This window comes from Citrobacter sp. RHBSTW-00570, from assembly GCF_013739755.1.
GTDB classification, from domain to species: domain Bacteria; phylum Pseudomonadota; class Gammaproteobacteria; order Enterobacterales; family Enterobacteriaceae; genus Citrobacter; species Citrobacter braakii.
The window spans coordinates 2,376,845-2,396,269 of record NZ_CP056399.1; the positions used below are offsets into that span (position 1 = coordinate 2,376,845).

Below are 19,425 nucleotides of genomic sequence, written 5' to 3' on the forward strand. Positions count from 1 at the left end.
CGGCTGAATTTCTCCTCAAAGGGTCGCGTAAGCGGCCCTTTTTGTTTCTGGCGTATTATTTTTTGTCATCCCTATACAGCTCACATAGAAATGATATAGTGGTTATAGTTAACACACTTTTTATTATTAAATCGTATTAGCAGCGCCAACGAGCCTGCTCTGAAACGATGATTTGATGGCGCAAATCGGGATGGCTTAACATGAAATTACAGCAGCTTCGCTACATTGTTGAGGTGGTGAACCACAACCTTAATGTCTCCTCAACGGCGGAAGGGCTTTATACCTCGCAGCCAGGTATCAGTAAGCAAGTTCGTATGCTGGAAGATGAACTTGGCATCCAGATTTTTGCCCGTAGCGGTAAGCACCTGACCCAGGTTACGCCAGCGGGGCAGGAAGTCATTCGAATCGCGCGAGAAGTTTTGTCGAAGGTGGACGCCATTAAGTCCGTTGCTGGCGAACATACCTGGCCGGACAAAGGCTCACTGTATATCGCCACCACGCACACTCAGGCGCGTTACGCTTTGCCGAACGTCATTAAAGGCTTTATTGAGCGTTATCCTCGCGTTTCATTGCATATGCACCAGGGATCGCCGACGCAAATCGCCGAAGCCGTCTCGAAAGGGAATGCAGATTTTGCTATCGCGACGGAAGCCCTGCACCTGTATGACGATCTGGTGATGCTGCCTTGCTACCACTGGAACCGTTCGATTGTCGTTACGCCGGACCATCCGTTGGCGGGCAAATCTGCCGTATCCATTGAAGAACTGGCGCAGTATCCACTGGTGACCTACACGTTCGGATTTACCGGACGTTCGGAACTGGACACCGCGTTCAACCGTGCGGGTCTGGAGCCGCGTATAGTTTTTACCGCGACCGATGCCGATGTCATTAAGACCTATGTACGCCTGGGCCTCGGCGTGGGGGTAATTGCCAGTATGGCGGTTGATCCTGTCTCCGACCCTGACCTGGTGCGCGTTGATGCCCATGATATCTTCAGCCATAGCACCACCAAGATTGGTTTTCGTCGCAGCACTTTTTTACGCAGTTACATGTATGATTTTATTCAACGTTTCGCGCCGCATCTGACGCGTGATGTGGTGGATACAGCGGTGGCGCTACGTTCCAACGACGATATTGAAGCCATGTTTAAAGATATTAAATTGCCTGAGAAATAATAACGGCTGTTACCTCGTCGGTATCCTCAAACATAAAGCGATACCGACGGCAGAGTATGAATCTATTCAATATTTTTCCTCTATATATTAACCATATATTGTTTATGGTAAACACTTGCTAAAGTAGTTTCAAATTAGTAAGGTCGCCAAAAATCCCTCTCAAATATTTATAACCGATCAAATAATTAATTTATTTATCAGGTCGAGTATGAAAATTATCTGGCTTTTTTTGACCTTTTTTATTAGGATTCCTCCTATCTGATGATTAATTGTACCGATTGTTTGGTGCTTAAATGATAAGTGATTTCGATAGTATGAGGTTAGCGATGCCTTCAGGAAACCAGCCAGCACGCCGGGATCCCGTCATGAAACGTAAAGCCTGGTTCGCTGTGTTTCTTGGCTCTGCCGTGTTCTGGATTATTGTCGCGCTCGTGGCCTGGAATGTGTGGGGGTAGGTCATGTCCACACTGGAACAACGCTCCACCGTGATGCCATCTCGGGATGACCATGAACAAGAGAGTCAACGCAGCGCAGAGAATAAGCCGAATATTCCAGCGACCTGGAAACTCTCTCCTGAACAACGGGCGTTTATCGATCTGTTTGCGGATGATGATGAACAGAAACAATAATTGATACGAATTTTATAATTATTATTAGTCTGTTGTCTTGTACTGCAAATATTTTATTCCGGGCAATCGTGATGAGCCATGCTTATCACCGTATTAACCTTGACCGCTTAAACCTTTCTCCTCGCCAGATACTTCAGTTCCCCCTTTTGTAGCCCTCCACTTTTATCAATTTGAGTTGTTATCAAAGCGTTACATTTTGTTTGTGTTATCTTTAATACTAACCCTGAGGAAAATCAGGGGATCCAACCCTGTCATTAAGGAGGAGCTATGTCGTCGACCCTACGAGAAGCCAGTAAGGACACATTGCAGGTTAAAGATAAAACCTACCGTTACTACAGTCTGCCGCTGGCCGCTAAATCACTGGGTGATATCACCCGTTTACCGAAATCGCTAAAAGTTTTGCTGGAAAACCTGCTTCGCTGGCAGGACGGTAATTCCGTTACCGAAGATGATATTCATGCGCTTGCGCATTGGCTGAAGACCGCTCATGCCGATCGAGAAATTGCCTATCGACCTGCTCGTGTTCTGATGCAGGATTTTACCGGCGTGCCGGCGGTGGTCGATCTCGCCGCCATGCGCGAAGCGGTGAAACGTCTGGGTGGGGATACGGCAAAAGTGAATCCGCTTTCGCCAGTGGATCTTGTCATTGACCACTCGGTAACGGTGGATCGTTTCGGTGATGATGATGCTTTCGAAGAAAACGTGCGCCTGGAAATGGAACGTAACCATGAACGTTATGTGTTCCTGAAATGGGGACAGCAGGCATTTAGTCGCTTCAGCGTTGTACCGCCGGGTACGGGGATTTGCCACCAGGTTAACCTTGAATATCTTGGCAAAGCTGTCTGGAGCGAGTTACAGGACGGTGAGTGGGTGGCTTATCCCGATACACTGGTCGGTACCGATTCCCATACCACGATGATTAATGGTCTCGGTGTGCTGGGCTGGGGCGTTGGAGGCATTGAAGCTGAAGCGGCAATGCTGGGTCAACCGGTCTCAATGCTGATCCCGGATGTTGTGGGCTTTAAACTGGTGGGTAAACTGCGGGAAGGCATCACTGCCACCGACCTGGTTCTGACCGTCACCCAGATGCTGCGTAAGCACGGTGTAGTCGGTAAATTCGTTGAATTCTACGGTGATGGGCTGGACACCTTACCTCTGGCCGATCGAGCAACCATTGCGAACATGGCTCCGGAATACGGCGCAACCTGCGGTTTCTTCCCGATCGATGACATTACCCTTGAGTATATGCGTCTGAGCGGGCGCAGTGAGGAACAGGTTGAGTTGGTCAATGCCTATGCTAAAGCGCAGGGAATGTGGCGTAACCCAGGGGATGAACCTGTGTTTACCAGTTCGTTGGAGCTGGATATGGGCAGCGTAGAGGCAAGCCTTGCTGGACCGAAGCGTCCGCAGGATCGGGTGGCGCTGGCTGATGTGCCGAAAGCCTTTTCGGCGAGTAATGAACTCGAGGTGAATAGCTCGCTGAAAGACCGTCAGCCAGTGGACTATACCATGAGCGGTCAGCAGTATAAGTTGCCGGACGGCGCGGTGGTGATAGCCGCTATCACCTCTTGTACCAACACCTCAAACCCAAGTGTATTGATGGCGGCGGGGCTGCTGGCGAAAAAAGCCGTAACGCTTGGTTTGAAACGTCAGCCATGGGTGAAAGCCTCGTTGGCGCCAGGATCGAAGGTGGTTTCCGATTATCTGGCAAAGGCAGGGTTCACTCCGTACCTTGATGAGCTGGGATTTAATCTTGTGGGTTATGGCTGTACCACCTGTATTGGCAACTCTGGACCCTTACCCGATCCTATCGAAACAGCCATCAAAAAAGGCGATCTTACGGTTGGGGCAGTGCTTTCTGGAAACCGTAACTTTGAAGGTCGTATCCATCCGCTCGTGAAGACCAACTGGCTGGCGTCTCCGCCGCTGGTGGTAGCCTACGCGCTGGCGGGGAATATGAATATCAACCTGACGAAAGATCCGTTAGGCCATGACAGAAAAGGCGATCCTGTTTATCTGAAAGATATTTGGCCGACAGCCAAGGAAATTGCCCGCGCCGTTGAGCAGGTCTCTACCGCCATGTTCCACAAAGAGTATGCTGAAGTCTTTGAAGGCACGCCAGAATGGAAAGCAATCCAGGTTGATCGCGCTGATACCTATGGCTGGCAGGCTGACTCGACCTATATCCGTTTGTCACCGTTCTTCGATGGTATGCAGGCTACGCCGGATCCGGTTCAGGACATTCACGGTGCGCGTATTCTGGCGATGCTCGGAGATTCTGTTACCACCGACCATATTTCTCCTGCCGGCAGTATTAAACCAGACAGTCCGGCGGGGCGTTATCTGCAAAGCCATGGCGTTGAGCGTAAAGATTTTAACTCCTACGGTTCGCGACGCGGGAATCATGAAGTGATGATGCGTGGTACCTTTGCCAATATTCGTATTCGCAATGAGATGGTACCCGGCGTGGAAGGTGGCATGACGCGTCATTTGCCGGGAACCGAAGTGGTGGCTATTTATGATGCGGCCATGCAATACCAGCAGGAGAACGTGCCTCTGGCGGTGATTGCTGGGAAAGAGTATGGATCCGGCTCCAGCCGTGACTGGGCGGCGAAAGGCCCACGTTTGCTGGGAGTTCGCGTGGTTATCGCAGAGTCTTTTGAGCGAATTCACCGTTCTAACCTGATTGGCATGGGCATTTTACCGCTGGAATTCCCGCAGGGCGTCACGCGTAAAACGCTGGGATTAACCGGTGAGGAGGCGATCGATATTACGGACCTACAAAACATTAAACCGGGGGCGACAGTTCCGGTGAGTATGGTATGCGCAGATGGGCGTAAAGAGGTGATTCTATGCCGCTGTCGCATTGATACCGCGACGGAGCTAACGTATTACCAAAACGACGGCATTCTGCACTACGTGATTCGTAATATGTTGAATTAAAATGCAAAAAAGCCTGCGAGAGCAGGCTTTTTGATAGGCGGTGACAACGATTATTTGCCCAGCAAATGTCCCATCTTGGCGGCTTTGGTGTCCAGATAATGTTCATTTTTTGGATTACGGCCCACGATCAGCGGCACGCGTTCAACAATATTGATTCCCGCTTCGGTCAGGATTTCTACTTTCTTCGGGTTATTGGTCAGCAAACGTACCGCATCCACGCCCAGCAGCTTGAACATATCGGCACACAGCGTGAAATCGCGCTCGTCTGCCGCAAATCCCAACTGATGATTCGCTTCAACGGTATCATAACCCTGGTCCTGCAACGCGTAAGCGCGGATTTTGTTGAGCAGGCCAATGTTGCGTCCTTCCTGACGGTGATAAAGCAGAATGCCACGCCCTTCTTCAGCAATGTGGGTGAGGGCCGCTTCAAGCTGGAAACCGCAATCGCAACGCAGGCTAAACAGCGCATCGCCAGTCAGACATTCGGAGTGGACGCGCGCCAGGACAGGTGTTTGGCCTGTGATATCGCCAAAAACCAGTGCGACATGATCGTGTCCGGTTGCCAGTTCTTCAAATCCCACCATCAGGAAATCACCCCAGGGGGTTGGCAGTTTGGCTTCTGCCACACGTTTAAGCTGCATGTAATTCTCCAGATTATGCTGGCACTCGTCGTGCCTTCGCCTCTCGGCTTCTGTTCTGTATTACACTATTTTGCCATAAGGCAACGACGTTCACCTAATCGCTACCACGGATTCGCTTTTGGAATGGCACAAAATTGTCAATTTTCCCGACGTGTGAATTTTTCAGTTATGATTGTGATACTTATCGACGAAAGGAGAGGCAATGCTGTCTATTGCAAAGCGCACCGCAGTGGGGACCGGACTGCTACTTATCATGCCGGTTGCCGTATGGGTATCAGGCTGGAGCTGGCAGCCGGGGCACAATGTCTGGTGGTTAAAGTCCTTGTACTGGGTAACGGAAACAGTGACGCAGCCGTGGGGAATTATCACTCACGTTGCGCTTTGTGCATGGTTTCTGTGGTGCCTGCGTTTTCGTCTTAAAGCCGCGATAATGTTGTTTGCTATTCTGGCAGCGGCGATTTTAGTGGGACAGGGCGTGAAGTCCTGGGTAAAAGACAGGGTGCAAGAACCGCGACCTTTTGTCGTGTGGCTGGAAAAAACGCACCATATTCCGGTTGATGAGTTCTACACTTTAAAACGTAAAGATCGTGGGCATTTAGTCAAAGAACAATTGGCTGAACAGCAGGATATTCCAACGTTTTTACGCAAGCACTGGCAAAAAGAAACGGGGTTTGCCTTTCCGTCCGGACATACGATGTTTGCCGCCAGTTGGGCTTTACTGGGCGTAGGGCTGTTATGGCCGCGCAGACGTACGCTGACGATTGTGTTTTTGCTGACCTGGGCGACCGGCGTGATGGGCAGCCGCTTGCTGTTAGGCATGCACTGGCCCCGTGATTTGGTGGTGGCAACGCTGATTTCGTGGCTGCTGGTGACGCTGGCAACCTGGCTTGTACAGCGGGTATGCGGACCATTAACCCCACCAGTGCAGGAGAAAAAAGAAATCGCGCAGCGAGAACAAGAAAGCTAGCGATGATTGATTTTTCAAATTTTGCCCTTAAATCAGAAAGTGGAAAGCGCTTTTCCGTTTCGCACTCGTTGTGAAAATGGTAATTTAAAGGGCTCAACGCGGTAAGTTGGACACGATTTATTCGCTCAAACCACATAACGGGAAGTAATGTGAAATATTTACTCATTTTCTTACTGGTGTTGGCGATTTTTGTTATTTCGGTGACATTGGGTGCGCAAAACGATCAACAGGTTACGTTTAATTACCTGCTGGCTCAGGGTGAGTATCGTATCTCTACGCTGCTTGCTGTATTGTTTGCCGCAGGGTTTGCGATTGGTTGGCTAATTTGCGGCCTTTTCTGGCTGAAGGTTCGTGTGTCTCTTGCGCGCGCCGAACGTAAAATCAAACGACTGGAAAACCAGCTTGCGCCTGCGACCGACGTTGCGGTATCTGCCGATTCGTCGGTTGTGAAGGAATAATTATTTATGTTGGAGTTGTTGTTTCTGCTTTTACCTGTAGCCGCTGCCTATGGGTGGTATATGGGTCGCAGAAGTGCGCAACAAACCAAGCAGGATGAAGCTAACCGTCTTTCTCGTGACTATGTCGCCGGGGTTAACTTCCTCCTGAGCAATCAACAAGATAAAGCGGTGGATCTGTTCCTTGATATGCTAAAAGAGGACACAGGCACCGTTGAGGCTCATCTCACCCTCGGAAACCTGTTCCGCTCTCGCGGTGAAGTCGATCGCGCAATCCGCATCCATCAAACGTTAATGGAAAGTGCCTCGCTGACCTACGAGCAGCGTTTGCTGGCCGTGCAACAGCTGGGGCGCGACTACATGGCCGCGGGACTGTACGACCGCGCGGAAGACATGTTCAATCAGCTTACCGATGAAACTGATTTTCGGGTTGGCGCATTACAGCAACTGTTGCAAATTTATCAGGCCACCAGCGAATGGCAAAAAGCCATTGATGTAGCAGAGCGTCTGGTAAAACTCGGCAAAGACAAACAGCGTAATGAGATAGCCCACTTCTACTGCGAACTGGCCTTACAGCAAATGGGCAGCGACGATATGGATCGCGCCATGACGCTGTTGAAAAAAGGCGCGGCGGCAGACAAAAACAGTGCACGGGTATCCATCATGATGGGTCGCGTGTACATGGAAAAAGGTGATTACGCGAAGGCGGTTGAAAGCCTGCAACGGGTCATTTCCCAGGATAAAGAGCTGGTCAGCGAAACGCTGGAAATGCTGCAAAGCTGCTACCAGCATCTGGGGAAAAACGATGAGTGGGCGGAGTTTTTACGTCGGGCCGTTGAGGAAAATACTGGTGCCGCCGCCGAACTGATGCTGGCTGATATTCTTGAGGCGCGTGAGGGGGCTGATACCGCTCAGGTCTATATCACTCGTCAGCTGCAACGTCATCCTACGATGCGCGTGTTCCACAAGCTGATGGATTATCATCTCCACGAAGCCGAAGAAGGGCGTGCCAAAGAGAGCCTGATGGTTCTGCGCGATATGGTCGGAGAGCAGGTACGTAGTAAACCGCGTTACCGCTGCCAGAAGTGCGGTTTTACGGCGTATACGCTGTACTGGCACTGTCCATCCTGCCGTTCATGGTCAACCATTAAGCCCATTCGCGGACTTGATGGGCTGTAATTTTTAAAAAAAACCTCATTTTAGTTACAACATACTATTGGTGTGTAATCGATCCATTCTCAACCTCCGCTGCCGGTTCGCCTGGCAGAAATGTAATCGCGCCTGTTAATTTTCTATTACCGCAGGTAGAATGCACGCCGTTTACCCATTTCGCGCCGCCGTGGGCGCCCATCCTCAAGAAGGTCTGGTCATGACGTTTACTGCTTCATCTTCTTCTCGTGCTGTTACCGATTCTCCTGTCGTTGTCGCTCTCGATTATTCTAATCGTGATAAAGCATTAGCTTTTGTCGACAGAATTGATCCTCGTGATTGCCGTTTGAAAGTGGGCAAAGAGATGTTCACGCTTTTTGGACCTCAGTTGGTTCGCGATCTACAACAGCGTGGTTTTGACATCTTTCTTGATTTGAAATTTCATGATATTCCCAATACCACCGCACATGCAGTTGCCGCTGCTGCCGACCTTGGCGTCTGGATGGTTAACGTTCACGCTTCTGGCGGGGCGCGTATGATGACTGCAGCCCGTGAAGCCTTAGTGCCTTTTGGCCAGGATGCGCCGCTACTGATTGCCGTGACGGTTCTGACCAGTATGGAAGCCAGCGACCTCGCCGATCTCGGCGTGACGTTGTCACCTGCTGATTATGCTGAAAGACTGGCGCGCTTAACCCAGAATTGTGGTCTGGACGGTGTCGTATGCTCAGCTCAGGAAGCGGTGCGATTCAAGCAGGCGTTGGGCCAGGCATTTAAGCTGGTGACGCCGGGGATTCGTCCAGAAGGCAGCGAGGCGGGCGATCAGCGTCGTATTATGACACCGGAACAGGCGCAGTTAGCAGGTGTGGATTACATGGTGATTGGTCGTCCGGTCACCCAGTCGGCCGATCCCGCGCAGACGCTGAAGATGATCAATGCTTCCCTGAAACGAGGTGCGTAAATGAACGACTCAAACTCTCGTCTGGTCTACTCTACCGACTCCGGGCGTATTGATGAACCGAAAACAGCGCCTGAACGTCCAAAAGGCGATGGCATTGTTCGTATCCAGCGCCAGACCAGTGGTCGCAAAGGGAAGGGCGTGTGCCTGATTACCGGTATTGATCAAGACGATGCCGAACTGACCAAATTAGCCGCAGAACTGAAGAAAAAGTGTGGTTGCGGTGGAGCAGTGAAAGATGGCGTGATTGAAATTCAGGGGGATAAACGCGACCTGATTAAATCGCTGCTGGAAGCTAAAGGAATGAAAGTTAAACTGGCTGGCGGTTAATAAAAAAACCACGGAAAATTTCCGTGGCTTTTTAATAATACAGACCTGAAAAAGTAAACGTATTATTATATCGAGCCGTTTAACCGTAGATTATTTACCCACCTGGTGGCCAATAATACCACCTACTGCAGCACCACCCAGCGTACCCAGCGTGCTACCGTCAGTCAGGACTGCACCACCTATTGCACCTGCACCAGCACCGATTGCGGTGTTACGATCTCGTTTGGACCAGTTAGAGCAGGCACTCAGCGACATTGCCAGAGTAATCGCCAGAATGGCAGCGGTCATTTTTTTGCTCGTTACTAACATAATACTTTCTCCTGAATTATTGATTCACGGAATCCAGTGTTCTTTAAGGATAGCGTCAAATTAAGACTATCGAAGATATTTCCGTGAAACCGTTTAGCGAAGTCATTACAAACACTATCCTGAAGTTGGAGGTTCGTTCCTGTTATATCGCTAACATTAATTTTACGACTTTATCCTGTTAACGACAGGTAAAAAGTCTTAATTGGACTGTCAGATAACTCTCAGAGAGCAGATGATTTGTCTGGTGACAAACCATCTACTGAAGATTTTATGCGTGGGCATCAATGATATTGACGATTAATCCTGAATGTTCGAGCTGCATTTGTACGCTGGCGCTGAGTCTGGAGTCCGTTACTACGCGGCTGAATCGCTCTAATGGACCCAGCGTGTAAGGGTGAATGGCGTCGAATTTTGAGCTGTCGGTCAACACAATAACTTCTGCGCCTTTTTCCAGCACCGCGTTAACCACGTCAGAACGCATCATATCGCGTCCGGTAAAACCGGTATCAGCCTGCCAGCCGTCAATGCCGATAAAGGCTTTACTGAAGTGTACCTGCTGGATAAACTGGCGAGTTAAGGGGCCGACCATGCTCTCACTTTTTTTCTGGTAAATTCCACCGAGAAGTATCACTTCACAGGGCGTTTCTTTGAGCAGATGAGCAATGTAGCTGCTCACGGTGATGATGGTGACATCTTTTTGCTCTGCCAGCGTTCTGGCCAGAAGTGCATTGCTGCTGCCATTCTCAATGAATACGGATTCGCCTGGACTGACCAGAGATGCAGCGAATTCAGCCAGTTCACGTTTCAGAGTGAAATTGGTCATCATGCGCGTTTCAACATCATCGCTGTTCAATGAAACAGCAAAACCGTGGGCTCGGCGTAAGTAACTCTGTTTTTCCAGCGTGTTCAGATCCTGTCGAATCGTCACTTCGGAGACACCGGTGACTTTTGCCAGATCGGCGACGCTCATCTGACCTTTATCGGTCACCATCTGCAAAATAGATTGTTGTCGGGAATTCATAGTATTAATTTTATTGCGATATCGTATCGGAAATTAAACGGAAACTGCATTATCTGCAGTTGCTGATAGCAGCGACATCAAAAGATCACTGTCATCAGATCTCCCATGGCGCCTTCTGCTTTTTCGCCAAAGATTCGGCATCTTCTTTGACCGTGTTTAAGAGTTCAGCTTTCAAAATTTCAAGATTGTGGATGGCTGAGTGGTAATCACCTGCAACGAGGATATCCAGCACAGTATCAATACGTTCGGCCAGACGCTGAGCGTCGATATCAGACATGGTCGTCATCCTAATGGCAATAGAGTTTGAATTTCATGATGCAGAATTTCATGGCAAAAGAGAAGGGAAAAATAGTATTAACCTGAACGATTGAAGAATATTATATATTCTGTGATTACATGCGGATAGCGTCGTCATGTAATGTCCATTTATGGCTATTTATCACCTTCATTCTCTCTGCATTAGCGCATTTTTTTACTCAGATGGCGGCGATACCAACGTTCAAATGCGGCGGCTGGCATTGGTTTGGCGAATAAAAACCCCTGACGCTCATTGACGCCATTTTTGGTCAGAAACGCATCCTCTTTCGCGCTTTCCACGCCTTCGGCGATGACCTGCAGGTTGAGCGCCTGTGCTACCGCAACTATGGCCCGTACCAGCGATTGTGAAATGGATTGTTTGTGGATCTCTCTGACAAAGGTCTGATCCAGTTTAATGGCATCTAGCGGGAAGCGGGCCAGTTGAGACAGCGACGAATAACCGGTACCAAAATCATCCAAATGGATTTGCGCTCCTAACTGGCTAAACTGCTGAATGACTGACAACGCCAGTTGCTCATTTTCTATCAAACTGCTTTCCGTTAATTCAACATCGATGGGGCAATACTCAAAGTTGAGCTCGTGAAGTACCTGCTTAAGTGCGGTAAACAGCGTCTGGTCGGCGAGCTGGCGGGCAGAAACGTTTACCGCCACGCGCAGGTTTATTCCCTTGTCGCGCCATTTCGCGACCTGGCGCACAACGTCGAGAATAACCCAACGCCCCAGCGGGACGATGAGCCCCGATTCTTCGGCGTAGGAGATAAACTCCAGCGGTGGAATGAGGCCGCGTTCCGGAGATTGCCAGCGAACCAGCGCCTCCAGGCTGCGCACTTCACCGCGCCAGGTTATCTTTGGCTGATAATGGATAACCAGTTGATCGTTATCCAGCGCCTTACGCAGATTAGTATCCAGCCACAGATATTCAAATACCCGCTGATTCATTTCCGGAGAAAAAACACAAAACTGCCCACGGCCGCCTTCTTTCGCGGTGTACATGGCTGTATCCGCGTTACGAATGACGCTCTCGCAGTCCTGACCATGCTGAGGTGCGAGGGATATACCAATAGAGCATCCGGTATAGACTTCAATCAGACCGATGCGGAAGGGCTGGCGCAGGCGCGTCAGAATGCGTGATGCGGTGGCTTCCAGTGTGCCCTGGGATGTTTCGGTGGCAAGAACAATGAATTCATCGCCGCCAAACCGCGCCAGGATCTGGTTGTCTTCGAGGCAACTGAGGATTGCCAGCGACACGCTTTGTAGTAGCTGATCGCCAAACATATGCCCGTAGGCATCGTTTACCTTTTTGAAGTTATCCAGATCGAGGTACGCAATACCGACCTGCGTATCGCCCGCGTTCTCAATCGCATTGCTGATCAGTTCATGAATTGCGTTGCGGTTTGGTAATCCTGTGATGGAGTCGGTATTCGCCAACACCCGCAATCGTTCCTGCGCGCGGCGTTCTTCAGTGATATCGGTCCCGGAACAGATCAGAAAAATTTCGTTCTTGCCGCTACCGTTATGCACAAATTTATTGCGAAACAGAAACAGACGCTGGCCTTTGCAGGTCTTGACCCAGCGTTCAACCTCATACGAGTTACCTTCGCGAAAAAAGACCTCAATATTGCGCCGTGAAGCCGCCGCTTCACGACGGCTCATAAATAATGTGAATACACTTTGACCAATGACTTCACGTTCTTTGAGGCCGGTGTACTCTTCGCACAGGCGATTAAACCGCTGAATGTTGCCCATGCGGTCAAGAATGACAATAACGGAATTGGCTTCGGAAACGACTTGTTCGGCAAAAGAGAGGCCGTGGGCCAGATCGCGGGCGACGGAGGGGGTGTCATCCCAGGCGGATGCGCTACCAGCCCATTCGCGCTTATTGATTTTTCGACCGACCAGATGCACGGGAATGTCGTCATCTTCAATGGGCAACGTCATTAACAGACTTGACGTGATCACCGTCATCTCGCGAATGCGATCGGCTTGTTCAGGTAATAATTCGATGGTCTGATCAGCTTCTGACGCTTCGTCGATAGAGAAATGCAGGATGTTGCAATCCTCTGACAAACGCCAGTAGGGGTTATGAGTGCCCACATAGCTATACAACGTAACCAGCTCCCGGACGTCTTTCATCATGTGTACTATCCCGTTTAAAGCGCATAGAGCCTCAAAAGTATGGGTAGCCATGATTCATTCGGGGTGATTATGGCTGAACGTATTGTTTTTTTTATATATTTATGTTTAATCCAGAATCCGTAAAAAGCAAAGCCAGCGGAACTGAAAAAAGTAAAAAAATAAAATTGACCGAATGAAAGAAGTGTAGTGCGGTGGTGGGAATTTGGGCGGAAAAAAGAAACGACCTTTCACAAAATGAGAAAGGTCGCTGGATTGATACGAGTTACGCGGCTGGACGCGCGATAACGCTGCGGGTTTCCATGCGAACTTCGGCGATGGTTACGTCAATCACATCCGTGACTTTGTAAACCACTTCACCTTTAATTTGCACCGTGCCGCTTTCCTGGCTGCATACCAGCTCGTCCCGAACGGCGTGCAGGAATGGGGCAGGAATAAATGCTACTGCACCATTATCAACTAAACGTACGCGCATACCGCCGCGGCTGACGTCAATTATCTCGGCCGCAAAGCGGGTATCGGTCCCGGCTTTGTCACTCAGGAAACGGGCATATAACCAGTCGCCCACATCGCGTTCAGCCATCCGGTTCAGGCGACGACGTTCCGCCATTTGCACCGTGGTATCATCCCCAGGGCGGGCGATGGTTTCACCTTTGATGACGGCCTTAAGCAGGCGGTGGTTAATCATATCGCCATATTTACGAATAGGAGAGGTCCAGGTGGCATAAGCCTCCAGACCCAGCCCAAAGTGCGGCCCTGGCTCGATACTGATTTCAGCGTAAGACTGGAAGCGGCGAATTCGGCTGTCGAGGAAACCAGAAGGCTGCGCATCCAGCTCGCGGCGCAGTTTGCAGAAACCTTCCAGCGTCAGGACTTCCTCGGCATCAACGTGCATACCATGGGTTTTTAGCAGCGCGGCCAGAGCGTCGGCGTTGGCCGGGTCGAATCCCATATGGACGTTATAAATACCGAAGCCGAGCTTGTCGCGAAGCACGCGGGCGGCGCAAATGTTTGCCGCAATCATGGATTCTTCCACGATACGGTTTGCGATGCGGCGTGGCTCAGCGACGATGTCCAGGACTTCACCTTTTTCACCAAGAACAAAACGGTAATCCGGGCGATCTTTAAATACCAGAGCATGATTATGACGCCATTCACCGCGGCTCAGGCAAATACGGTGTAGCAGACGGATTTGTTCAGCAATCGCGTCGTTTGCAGGCTGCCAGTCACCGGCATCTTCCAGCCAGTCGGAGACGTTGTCGTAGACCAGCTTCGCTTTCGACTCAATCGTCGCTGCGAAGAAGGTGATGTTGTCTTCAATCGCGCCATCCGCGGTGATGGTCATACGACAAGCCAGAACCGGACGCACTTCGTTCGCGCGTAAAGAGCACAGATCGTCAGACAGTTCGCGTGGTAGCATCGGGATATTGAACCCCGGCAGATAGTTAGTAAACGCGCGAATTTTTGCCGTTTTATCCAGCTTGCTGCCTTCTGCAATCCAGGCCGTAGGGTCAGCAATGGCGACAGTTAATTGCAGTTTGCCGTCAGCCAGCTCTTCAGCATACAGCGCATCGTCCATATCTTCGGTGCTGGCGCTGTCGATGGTGACAAAGTTGAGGGCGGTTAAGTCCTGACGAACCAGACCTTCATCCAGCATCTCAGTTGCCACACCGTCCGGCGCTTCTTTTTCGAGATTATGACGTGCCAGCGTGACCCACCACGGGACAAAGTGGTCATCAGCAAAAGTGATAAATTGGGTTAACTCGGCATAGAAGGTGCGATCGCCTTTCAGCGGGTGGCGGCGCATTTCAGCGACGGCCCAGTCACCTTCTTTAAAGTCGTGCTCAACGCCGCGGGCGGCACGGCAAGGGATCGCTTCTTTCAGTAACGGATGATCCGGCACAATGGACAGACGATCATTTTTGCCCTGAACTTTACCCACGAAGCGCGTCAGAAAGGGTTCGATCAGTTCTTCCGGCTCGGCAGATTCACGATCTTTTTCTGTATGGATAACCGCAACAATGCGGTCGCCATGCATCACTTTTTTCATCTGCGGCGGTGGAATGAAATAGCTTTTTTGTGCATCGACTTCCAGGAAGCCAAAGCCTTTTTCCGTGGCTTTTACCACCCCTTCAGCACGTGGCGTCTGGGAATGCAGTTGCTGTTTAAGCTGCGCAAGCAGCGGGTTGTCCTGAAGCATAATTGTCTATTTTCGTGGCTAAAAGAGCGGCTGACAGTTTTACGCGATTCTCTCAGTTGCGGCAAGCGCTCTTTCAGTAAGTGGATCGGTTAATAAGTCTCGCCCAGCGCGATTTTCAAGCGATTCAACCATCCGCACAATCCGCTCCAGGCCAGCAGGTTAATCGCTTGTTCAGAAGAGATGCCCTGATCGAACAAAGGGGTTAACAGCGCGGCGCTAAAACGGTCGGGCGCTCGGGTTAGCCATTGTACCGCCTGCAGGGTGACGCGCTCAACCGGATGTCGCTGTTCCCAGCGCTGTAATTCACGTTCCTCCTGGCGAAGCAGGGCGATAACATTGGCTAATTCATTGGCTGTATGTGCCTGTTCATTAAAGCAGGCCACGCTGCCGTTAATCCGTGAGGTCATTAGCGCCGCCAGTGAAAATGCCTGCACCGGTACTGCGCTGCGCCGGGTACTGGAAATCAGTGTCGTGAATAAATCTAAAATGACCGGTGAATGAAGCAGTAATGGCACCAACGCTTGCAGTTCAGCGGGAAAATGTCTGGCCTTCGTCTCGTCCTGAGCAGGATATTTTTCGATTGGGAATGGCGCAGCGTGCCAGGCAGCGTTTGTTGCACTAAATGGCGAAGCGTGAGCGAATTGCTGTATATCCAGCCCCGGTATTCGGCGTACCGGATGTCCAAACCAGGCCTGAAACAGGGCCACGGTCCGGGCCTGAAAACCGACGAAGCCGATGATTTGATTCATCAAAATACTATCGCTGGTGGTCAGCCCGACCGCATCCAGATGCTGGCGATCGCGTGCGCCTATCACGTCAGGAGAGCTGGCAAGTTGGCGAGCATATTGGGTGATTTGCGCCAGTCTATGGTTACTTTCCCGTGACGAGTCAGGGCCAGGAAGCGGTGTTAACCGCGCGGCATAGTGATTGCACAATCGCTGGACGCCATACACCTGAGCGACGGTAAGCGCCGTACTCATCCGTTCATAGGCGCTGAATGTGTGCATCTGATTCAGGTTTACGTGAACCGGGAAGAGAACCTGGGCAAGTTTACGGGCAGGGGTTAACCAGGATTGAAAAGGCAAAAGGGCGTCATCAGGTATCGCCAGATCCAGTAAAAAGCTGTCGTCGACATGAGCGGCTTCCGGCACCAGCGGCAGAATATCTTGCGGATGCTTGCTGGATTGCGTCTCATGATACCAGTGGCTTTTGCCTTCAATTCGGCGTTGTTCCATGGGCGGTCCTTGGTCTAAAAAGTGGCGACCCGGACACGTCGTCTACTACTACGCCGGATCGTTTGCGCTGCAATATCCTGACGTAAGCAGAAGAGGGGATGAAAGATTGTTCCGTGATAATAAATATCAGAAAAGCATATATGGCGACGGGCAGAGGAGAGTCATGGGCGGGGCAAGACCGCCCATAGAAGACTTACGATTATTTCAGTTCCAGCTCGTTCATTGCCGCGATACTGAAGCCACCATCGACGTGAACGACTTCACCCGAGATGCCGGCAGCGAGATCGGAGCACAAAAATGCTGCGGAGTTACCCACATCTTCAATGGTTACAGTGCGGCGAATCGGCGTAACCGCTTCACAATGCGCCAGCATTTTACGGAAATCTTTAATGCCGGAAGCGGCGAGTGTACGGATAGGACCGGCGGAAATAGCGTTCACACGCACGCCTTCAGGACCCATCGCATTAGCCATATAGCGGACGTTCGCTTCCAGTGAGGCTTTTGCCAGGCCCATCACGTTGTAGTTAGGGATGGCGCGCTCTGCGCCCAGATAGGATAGCGTCAGCAGCGCCGAGCCTGGGTTCAGCATGGAACGGCAGGCTTTTGCCATCGCCACAAAGCTGTAAGCACTGATGTCATGAGCAATTTTAAAGCCTTCGCGGGTGACTGCATTCACATAGTCGCCATCCAGTTGGTCTGCGGGCGCAAAACCAATCGAGTGCACGAAACCGTCGAATTTCGGCCAGGCTTTGCCCAGTTCGGTAAACAGTGCATCAATGCTGGCATCTTCCGCCACATCACACTGCAATACGATGCTGGAACCCAGTTGAGCTGCAAATTCTTCGACGCGGCCTTTTAGTTTGTCATTCTGGTAGGTGAACGCCAGTTCAGCCCCTTCGCGATGCATTGCCTGAGCGATACCCCAGGCGATGGATAGTTTGCTGGCAAGACCCGTTACCAGAATGCGCTTACCGGAAAGAAAACCCATAGCTTTAATCCTTATGGTCATTGCTTATTTTTAGCAATCAATGAGTTATGATCACAATTTGAAGGTGTTTCGAAATGGGGCAGCAATTATATCCCACTCTTTGTGCCTTGTAGAATAGTTATCATCCCTTACTGATAATCACTTTTCATTACACATGAGGGTTATAACACTTTCCCTCGTTAAGTCTCATTCATTCTGCGAAGCGCGGGGGGACGGAGAAAATACAAGGCTTTAAAGGCATCTCAATGGTATTATTAACTGCTAGCTTATGTTTTAAAACATAGCAATGTAGGAACTTTCTTAAAACAAAAAATATGACCGTATTCAGTTCGTTATGATATATTGTTTTTATCGATCAATATTGACACATTGATCGTTATTATTGATTGATTGTGATTAAAAGTGCATTATCAGGAAGTTATGATCAATTGGAGTGGTCTTATGCACTATCATTTCATCGCGGAACCGATGAGAGACACAACTGATACGTTACTGGGTGTTGAGATGAGCGTCCGGTTTGCTTCAGATACGGTTTCGCCGATACATCCAGAGTTCATCATTTCAGCGTGGAATAGCGAACAAAAACGTAATTTCATGCTCGAGCAAATTCGATTAATTGCCGAAAAGCGTAATTGGTTTGAGAGCCACAACCTTTTCTGTACTCTGAACCTCATTGATGAAATGGCGCTGCTGGCAATTGGCGACCCGAGCGTTAAATCGGCGCTACATGCCATGCCTTTTGTCGCACTAGAACTTTCAGAGCGTTTTCTGACGAATACCGTATGTCTGAATAATCTGCTGATTAATTCACTTTGCGACGGTCCAAACGCATTATGGCTGGGCGATCTGGGCTCCGGCAGCATTGGGGCCAGTCCGCTGGTTTGCGGTCGTTTTGATGTTGTGAAGTTGGATCGTGGTTTTTTCCTGGATCAGGCTGAAAAACCGATGTTCCCGGTGCTAATTAAAAACATCCGCGAATATTGCAACCGCATTGCGGTGGAGGGTGTGGAAACCAAACAGCTTATCGACGAAGTAGGCGCGGCTGGTGTTTGGGTGATGCAGGGATCCCTTTTCCCTTCGGTCGCGTTTAGCGAGGTTGATACACTGCTCTTACCAAATGTTTGTCACTGATTGCAAAATTGCCCTCCGGTTGAGGAGGGCTGCATCTGCTAGCGATCTTTACGCCACGCGTCAGCGGTAAGCGCTTCGCCGAAATGACCGGCGATCAGGCGACGGGTCAGCTCATGCAACGGCGAGGCCAGAACATCTGCTGTACTGCCGCGTTCAACCACTTCACCCTGGTGCATGACTAATACCTGATCGCTGATGTGCTTCATCATGCCGATGTGCTGAGTCACATAGATATATGAAATTCCCTGTTTTTCCTGTAATTCCAGCATCAGATTGATGAGCTGCGAACGCATCGACATGTCCAGAGAGGCCAGGGCTTCGTCGGCGATAATGACTTTGGGTCGCAAAATGAGCGCTCGGGCAAGGCCCAGACGCTGTTTTTGTCCCGGAGCCAGCATATGCGGGTAATAACTCACATGGTCAGGCAACAGACCGACCATGCGCATGGTCTCGATGATCTGTTTGCGGCGCTGTTCAGGCTCGAGGTCGGTGTTCAGACGTAGCGGAAAATCGAGGATCTGCGAAATACGTTGCCGTGGGTTAAGCGACGTTGACGGATCCTGGAAAATCATACGGATACGCTGACTACGGAATGAATAATCACCATATTTTAACGGGTGATCGTCAATCAGCAGCTCACCGCTGGTGGGCTCAATCATACCGGCCAGCATCTTCGCCAGCGTAGATTTACCGGAACCATTTTCACCTATGACGGCGAGCGTCTGACGCTCGCGCAGGGTAAAGCTCAGCGGCTTAACGGCCTCAACGGTCTGACGGCGGAATAATCCCGTCCGGTAGCGAAAGGTTTTGCTCAGATTACGAACTTCGAGCAGGGTTTCTACCATC

At 50.4% G+C, this 19,425-nt stretch carries 19 protein-coding genes; 10 read left to right on the forward strand and 9 right to left on the reverse strand.

The window, feature by feature from the left end:
• Nucleotides 1-200: 200 nt before the first annotated feature.
• The 4 genes from cysB (at nucleotide 201) to acnA (ending at nucleotide 4,747) form a co-directional block, all read left to right on the forward strand.
• Nucleotides 201-1,175 carry an HTH-type transcriptional regulator CysB gene (gene cysB, locus HV237_RS11300; protein ID WP_016153251.1) on the forward strand — a complete coding sequence of 325 codons (975 nt, stop codon included), beginning with the start codon at nucleotides 201-203 and terminating at the stop codon, nucleotides 1,173-1,175.
• A 314-nt stretch (nucleotides 1,176-1,489) separates the two neighbouring features.
• Nucleotides 1,490-1,630 (forward strand): YmiA family putative membrane protein, encoded by a 141-nt coding sequence (locus tag HV237_RS11305; protein WP_213238933.1) that lies wholly within the window; start codon nucleotides 1,490-1,492, stop codon nucleotides 1,628-1,630.
• A 3-nt stretch (nucleotides 1,631-1,633) separates the two neighbouring features.
• Nucleotides 1,634-1,804, forward strand: a complete 171-nt coding sequence (locus HV237_RS11310) for a hypothetical protein (protein WP_167593140.1) — start codon at nucleotides 1,634-1,636, stop codon at nucleotides 1,802-1,804.
• Nucleotides 1,805-2,071: 267 nt separating this feature from the next.
• Nucleotides 2,072-4,747, forward strand: coding sequence for an aconitate hydratase AcnA (acnA, locus tag HV237_RS11315; RefSeq protein WP_047358088.1), 2,676 nt, complete (start codon nucleotides 2,072-2,074; stop codon nucleotides 4,745-4,747).
• Nucleotides 4,748-4,797: 50 nt separating this feature from the next.
• On the opposite strand, the gene ribA is transcribed toward acnA, so the two are convergent.
• On the reverse strand, nucleotides 4,798-5,388 hold the full coding sequence (gene ribA / locus HV237_RS11320) for a GTP cyclohydrolase II (RefSeq protein WP_016153247.1): 591 nt from the start codon (nucleotides 5,386-5,388) through the stop codon (nucleotides 4,798-4,800).
• Nucleotides 5,389-5,590: 202 nt separating this feature from the next.
• Between ribA and pgpB the strand changes: the two genes are divergently transcribed.
• The 5 genes from pgpB (at nucleotide 5,591) to yciH (ending at nucleotide 9,244) form a co-directional block, all read left to right on the forward strand.
• Nucleotides 5,591-6,355: a phosphatidylglycerophosphatase B gene (gene pgpB / locus HV237_RS11325; protein WP_047358089.1), complete on the forward strand. Its 765-nt coding sequence runs from the start codon at nucleotides 5,591-5,593 to the stop codon at nucleotides 6,353-6,355.
• A gap of 149 nt (nucleotides 6,356-6,504) precedes the next feature.
• Entirely contained in the window at nucleotides 6,505-6,813 is a 309-nt protein-coding gene (locus HV237_RS11330) for a LapA family protein (protein WP_006684318.1), read from the forward strand.
• A 6-nt stretch (nucleotides 6,814-6,819) separates the two neighbouring features.
• Entirely contained in the window at nucleotides 6,820-7,989 is a 1,170-nt protein-coding gene (gene lapB / locus HV237_RS11335) for a lipopolysaccharide assembly protein LapB (RefSeq protein ID WP_016153245.1), read from the forward strand.
• A 190-nt stretch (nucleotides 7,990-8,179) separates the two neighbouring features.
• Nucleotides 8,180-8,917: an orotidine-5'-phosphate decarboxylase gene (gene pyrF, locus HV237_RS11340; protein WP_131405208.1), complete on the forward strand. Its 738-nt coding sequence runs from the start codon at nucleotides 8,180-8,182 to the stop codon at nucleotides 8,915-8,917.
• On the forward strand, nucleotides 8,918-9,244 hold the full coding sequence (gene yciH, locus HV237_RS11345; RefSeq protein ID WP_016153243.1) for a stress response translation initiation inhibitor YciH: 327 nt from the start codon (nucleotides 8,918-8,920) through the stop codon (nucleotides 9,242-9,244).
• Nucleotides 9,245-9,334: 90 nt separating this feature from the next.
• On the opposite strand, the gene osmB is transcribed toward yciH, so the two are convergent.
• The 7 genes from osmB to fabI all read right to left on the reverse strand — a co-directional run bounded on the left by osmB (nucleotide 9,335) and on the right by fabI (nucleotide 17,448).
• Nucleotides 9,335-9,553 carry an osmotically-inducible lipoprotein OsmB gene (gene osmB, locus HV237_RS11350; RefSeq protein ID WP_003020583.1) on the reverse strand — a complete coding sequence of 73 codons (219 nt, stop codon included), beginning with the start codon at nucleotides 9,551-9,553 and terminating at the stop codon, nucleotides 9,335-9,337.
• 268 nt (nucleotides 9,554-9,821) lie between these two features.
• Nucleotides 9,822-10,574, reverse strand: coding sequence for a DNA-binding transcriptional regulator YciT (locus tag HV237_RS11355; protein ID WP_016153242.1), 753 nt, complete (start codon nucleotides 10,572-10,574; stop codon nucleotides 9,822-9,824).
• Between the two features lie 94 nt (nucleotides 10,575-10,668).
• Nucleotides 10,669-10,860, reverse strand: coding sequence for a hypothetical protein (locus HV237_RS11360; RefSeq protein WP_161623181.1), 192 nt, complete (start codon nucleotides 10,858-10,860; stop codon nucleotides 10,669-10,671).
• Nucleotides 10,861-11,033: 173 nt separating this feature from the next.
• Nucleotides 11,034-13,025 carry a cyclic di-GMP phosphodiesterase gene (gene pdeR, locus HV237_RS11365; RefSeq protein WP_047358151.1) on the reverse strand — a complete coding sequence of 664 codons (1,992 nt, stop codon included), beginning with the start codon at nucleotides 13,023-13,025 and terminating at the stop codon, nucleotides 11,034-11,036.
• A 265-nt stretch (nucleotides 13,026-13,290) separates the two neighbouring features.
• Entirely contained in the window at nucleotides 13,291-15,225 is a 1,935-nt protein-coding gene (locus HV237_RS11370; RefSeq protein WP_047358091.1) for an exoribonuclease II, read from the reverse strand.
• An 89-nt stretch (nucleotides 15,226-15,314) separates the two neighbouring features.
• Nucleotides 15,315-16,460 (reverse strand): carboxymuconolactone decarboxylase family protein, encoded by a 1,146-nt coding sequence (locus HV237_RS11375; RefSeq protein WP_047358092.1) that lies wholly within the window; start codon nucleotides 16,458-16,460, stop codon nucleotides 15,315-15,317.
• Between the two features lie 199 nt (nucleotides 16,461-16,659).
• On the reverse strand, nucleotides 16,660-17,448 hold the full coding sequence (fabI, locus tag HV237_RS11380; RefSeq protein WP_016156642.1) for an enoyl-ACP reductase FabI: 789 nt from the start codon (nucleotides 17,446-17,448) through the stop codon (nucleotides 16,660-16,662).
• 441 nt (nucleotides 17,449-17,889) lie between these two features.
• On the opposite strand from fabI, the gene HV237_RS11385 reads away from it, so the two are divergent.
• Nucleotides 17,890-18,579 carry an EAL domain-containing protein gene (locus tag HV237_RS11385; protein WP_047358093.1) on the forward strand — a complete coding sequence of 230 codons (690 nt, stop codon included), beginning with the start codon at nucleotides 17,890-17,892 and terminating at the stop codon, nucleotides 18,577-18,579.
• Nucleotides 18,580-18,617: 38 nt separating this feature from the next.
• Here the strand turns inward: HV237_RS11385 and sapF are convergent, their stop codons facing one another.
• Nucleotides 18,618-19,424 (reverse strand): peptide ABC transporter ATP-binding protein SapF, encoded by an 807-nt coding sequence (sapF, locus tag HV237_RS11390; RefSeq protein ID WP_016153235.1) that lies wholly within the window; start codon nucleotides 19,422-19,424, stop codon nucleotides 18,618-18,620.
• Nucleotide 19,425 lies beyond the last annotated feature (1 nt).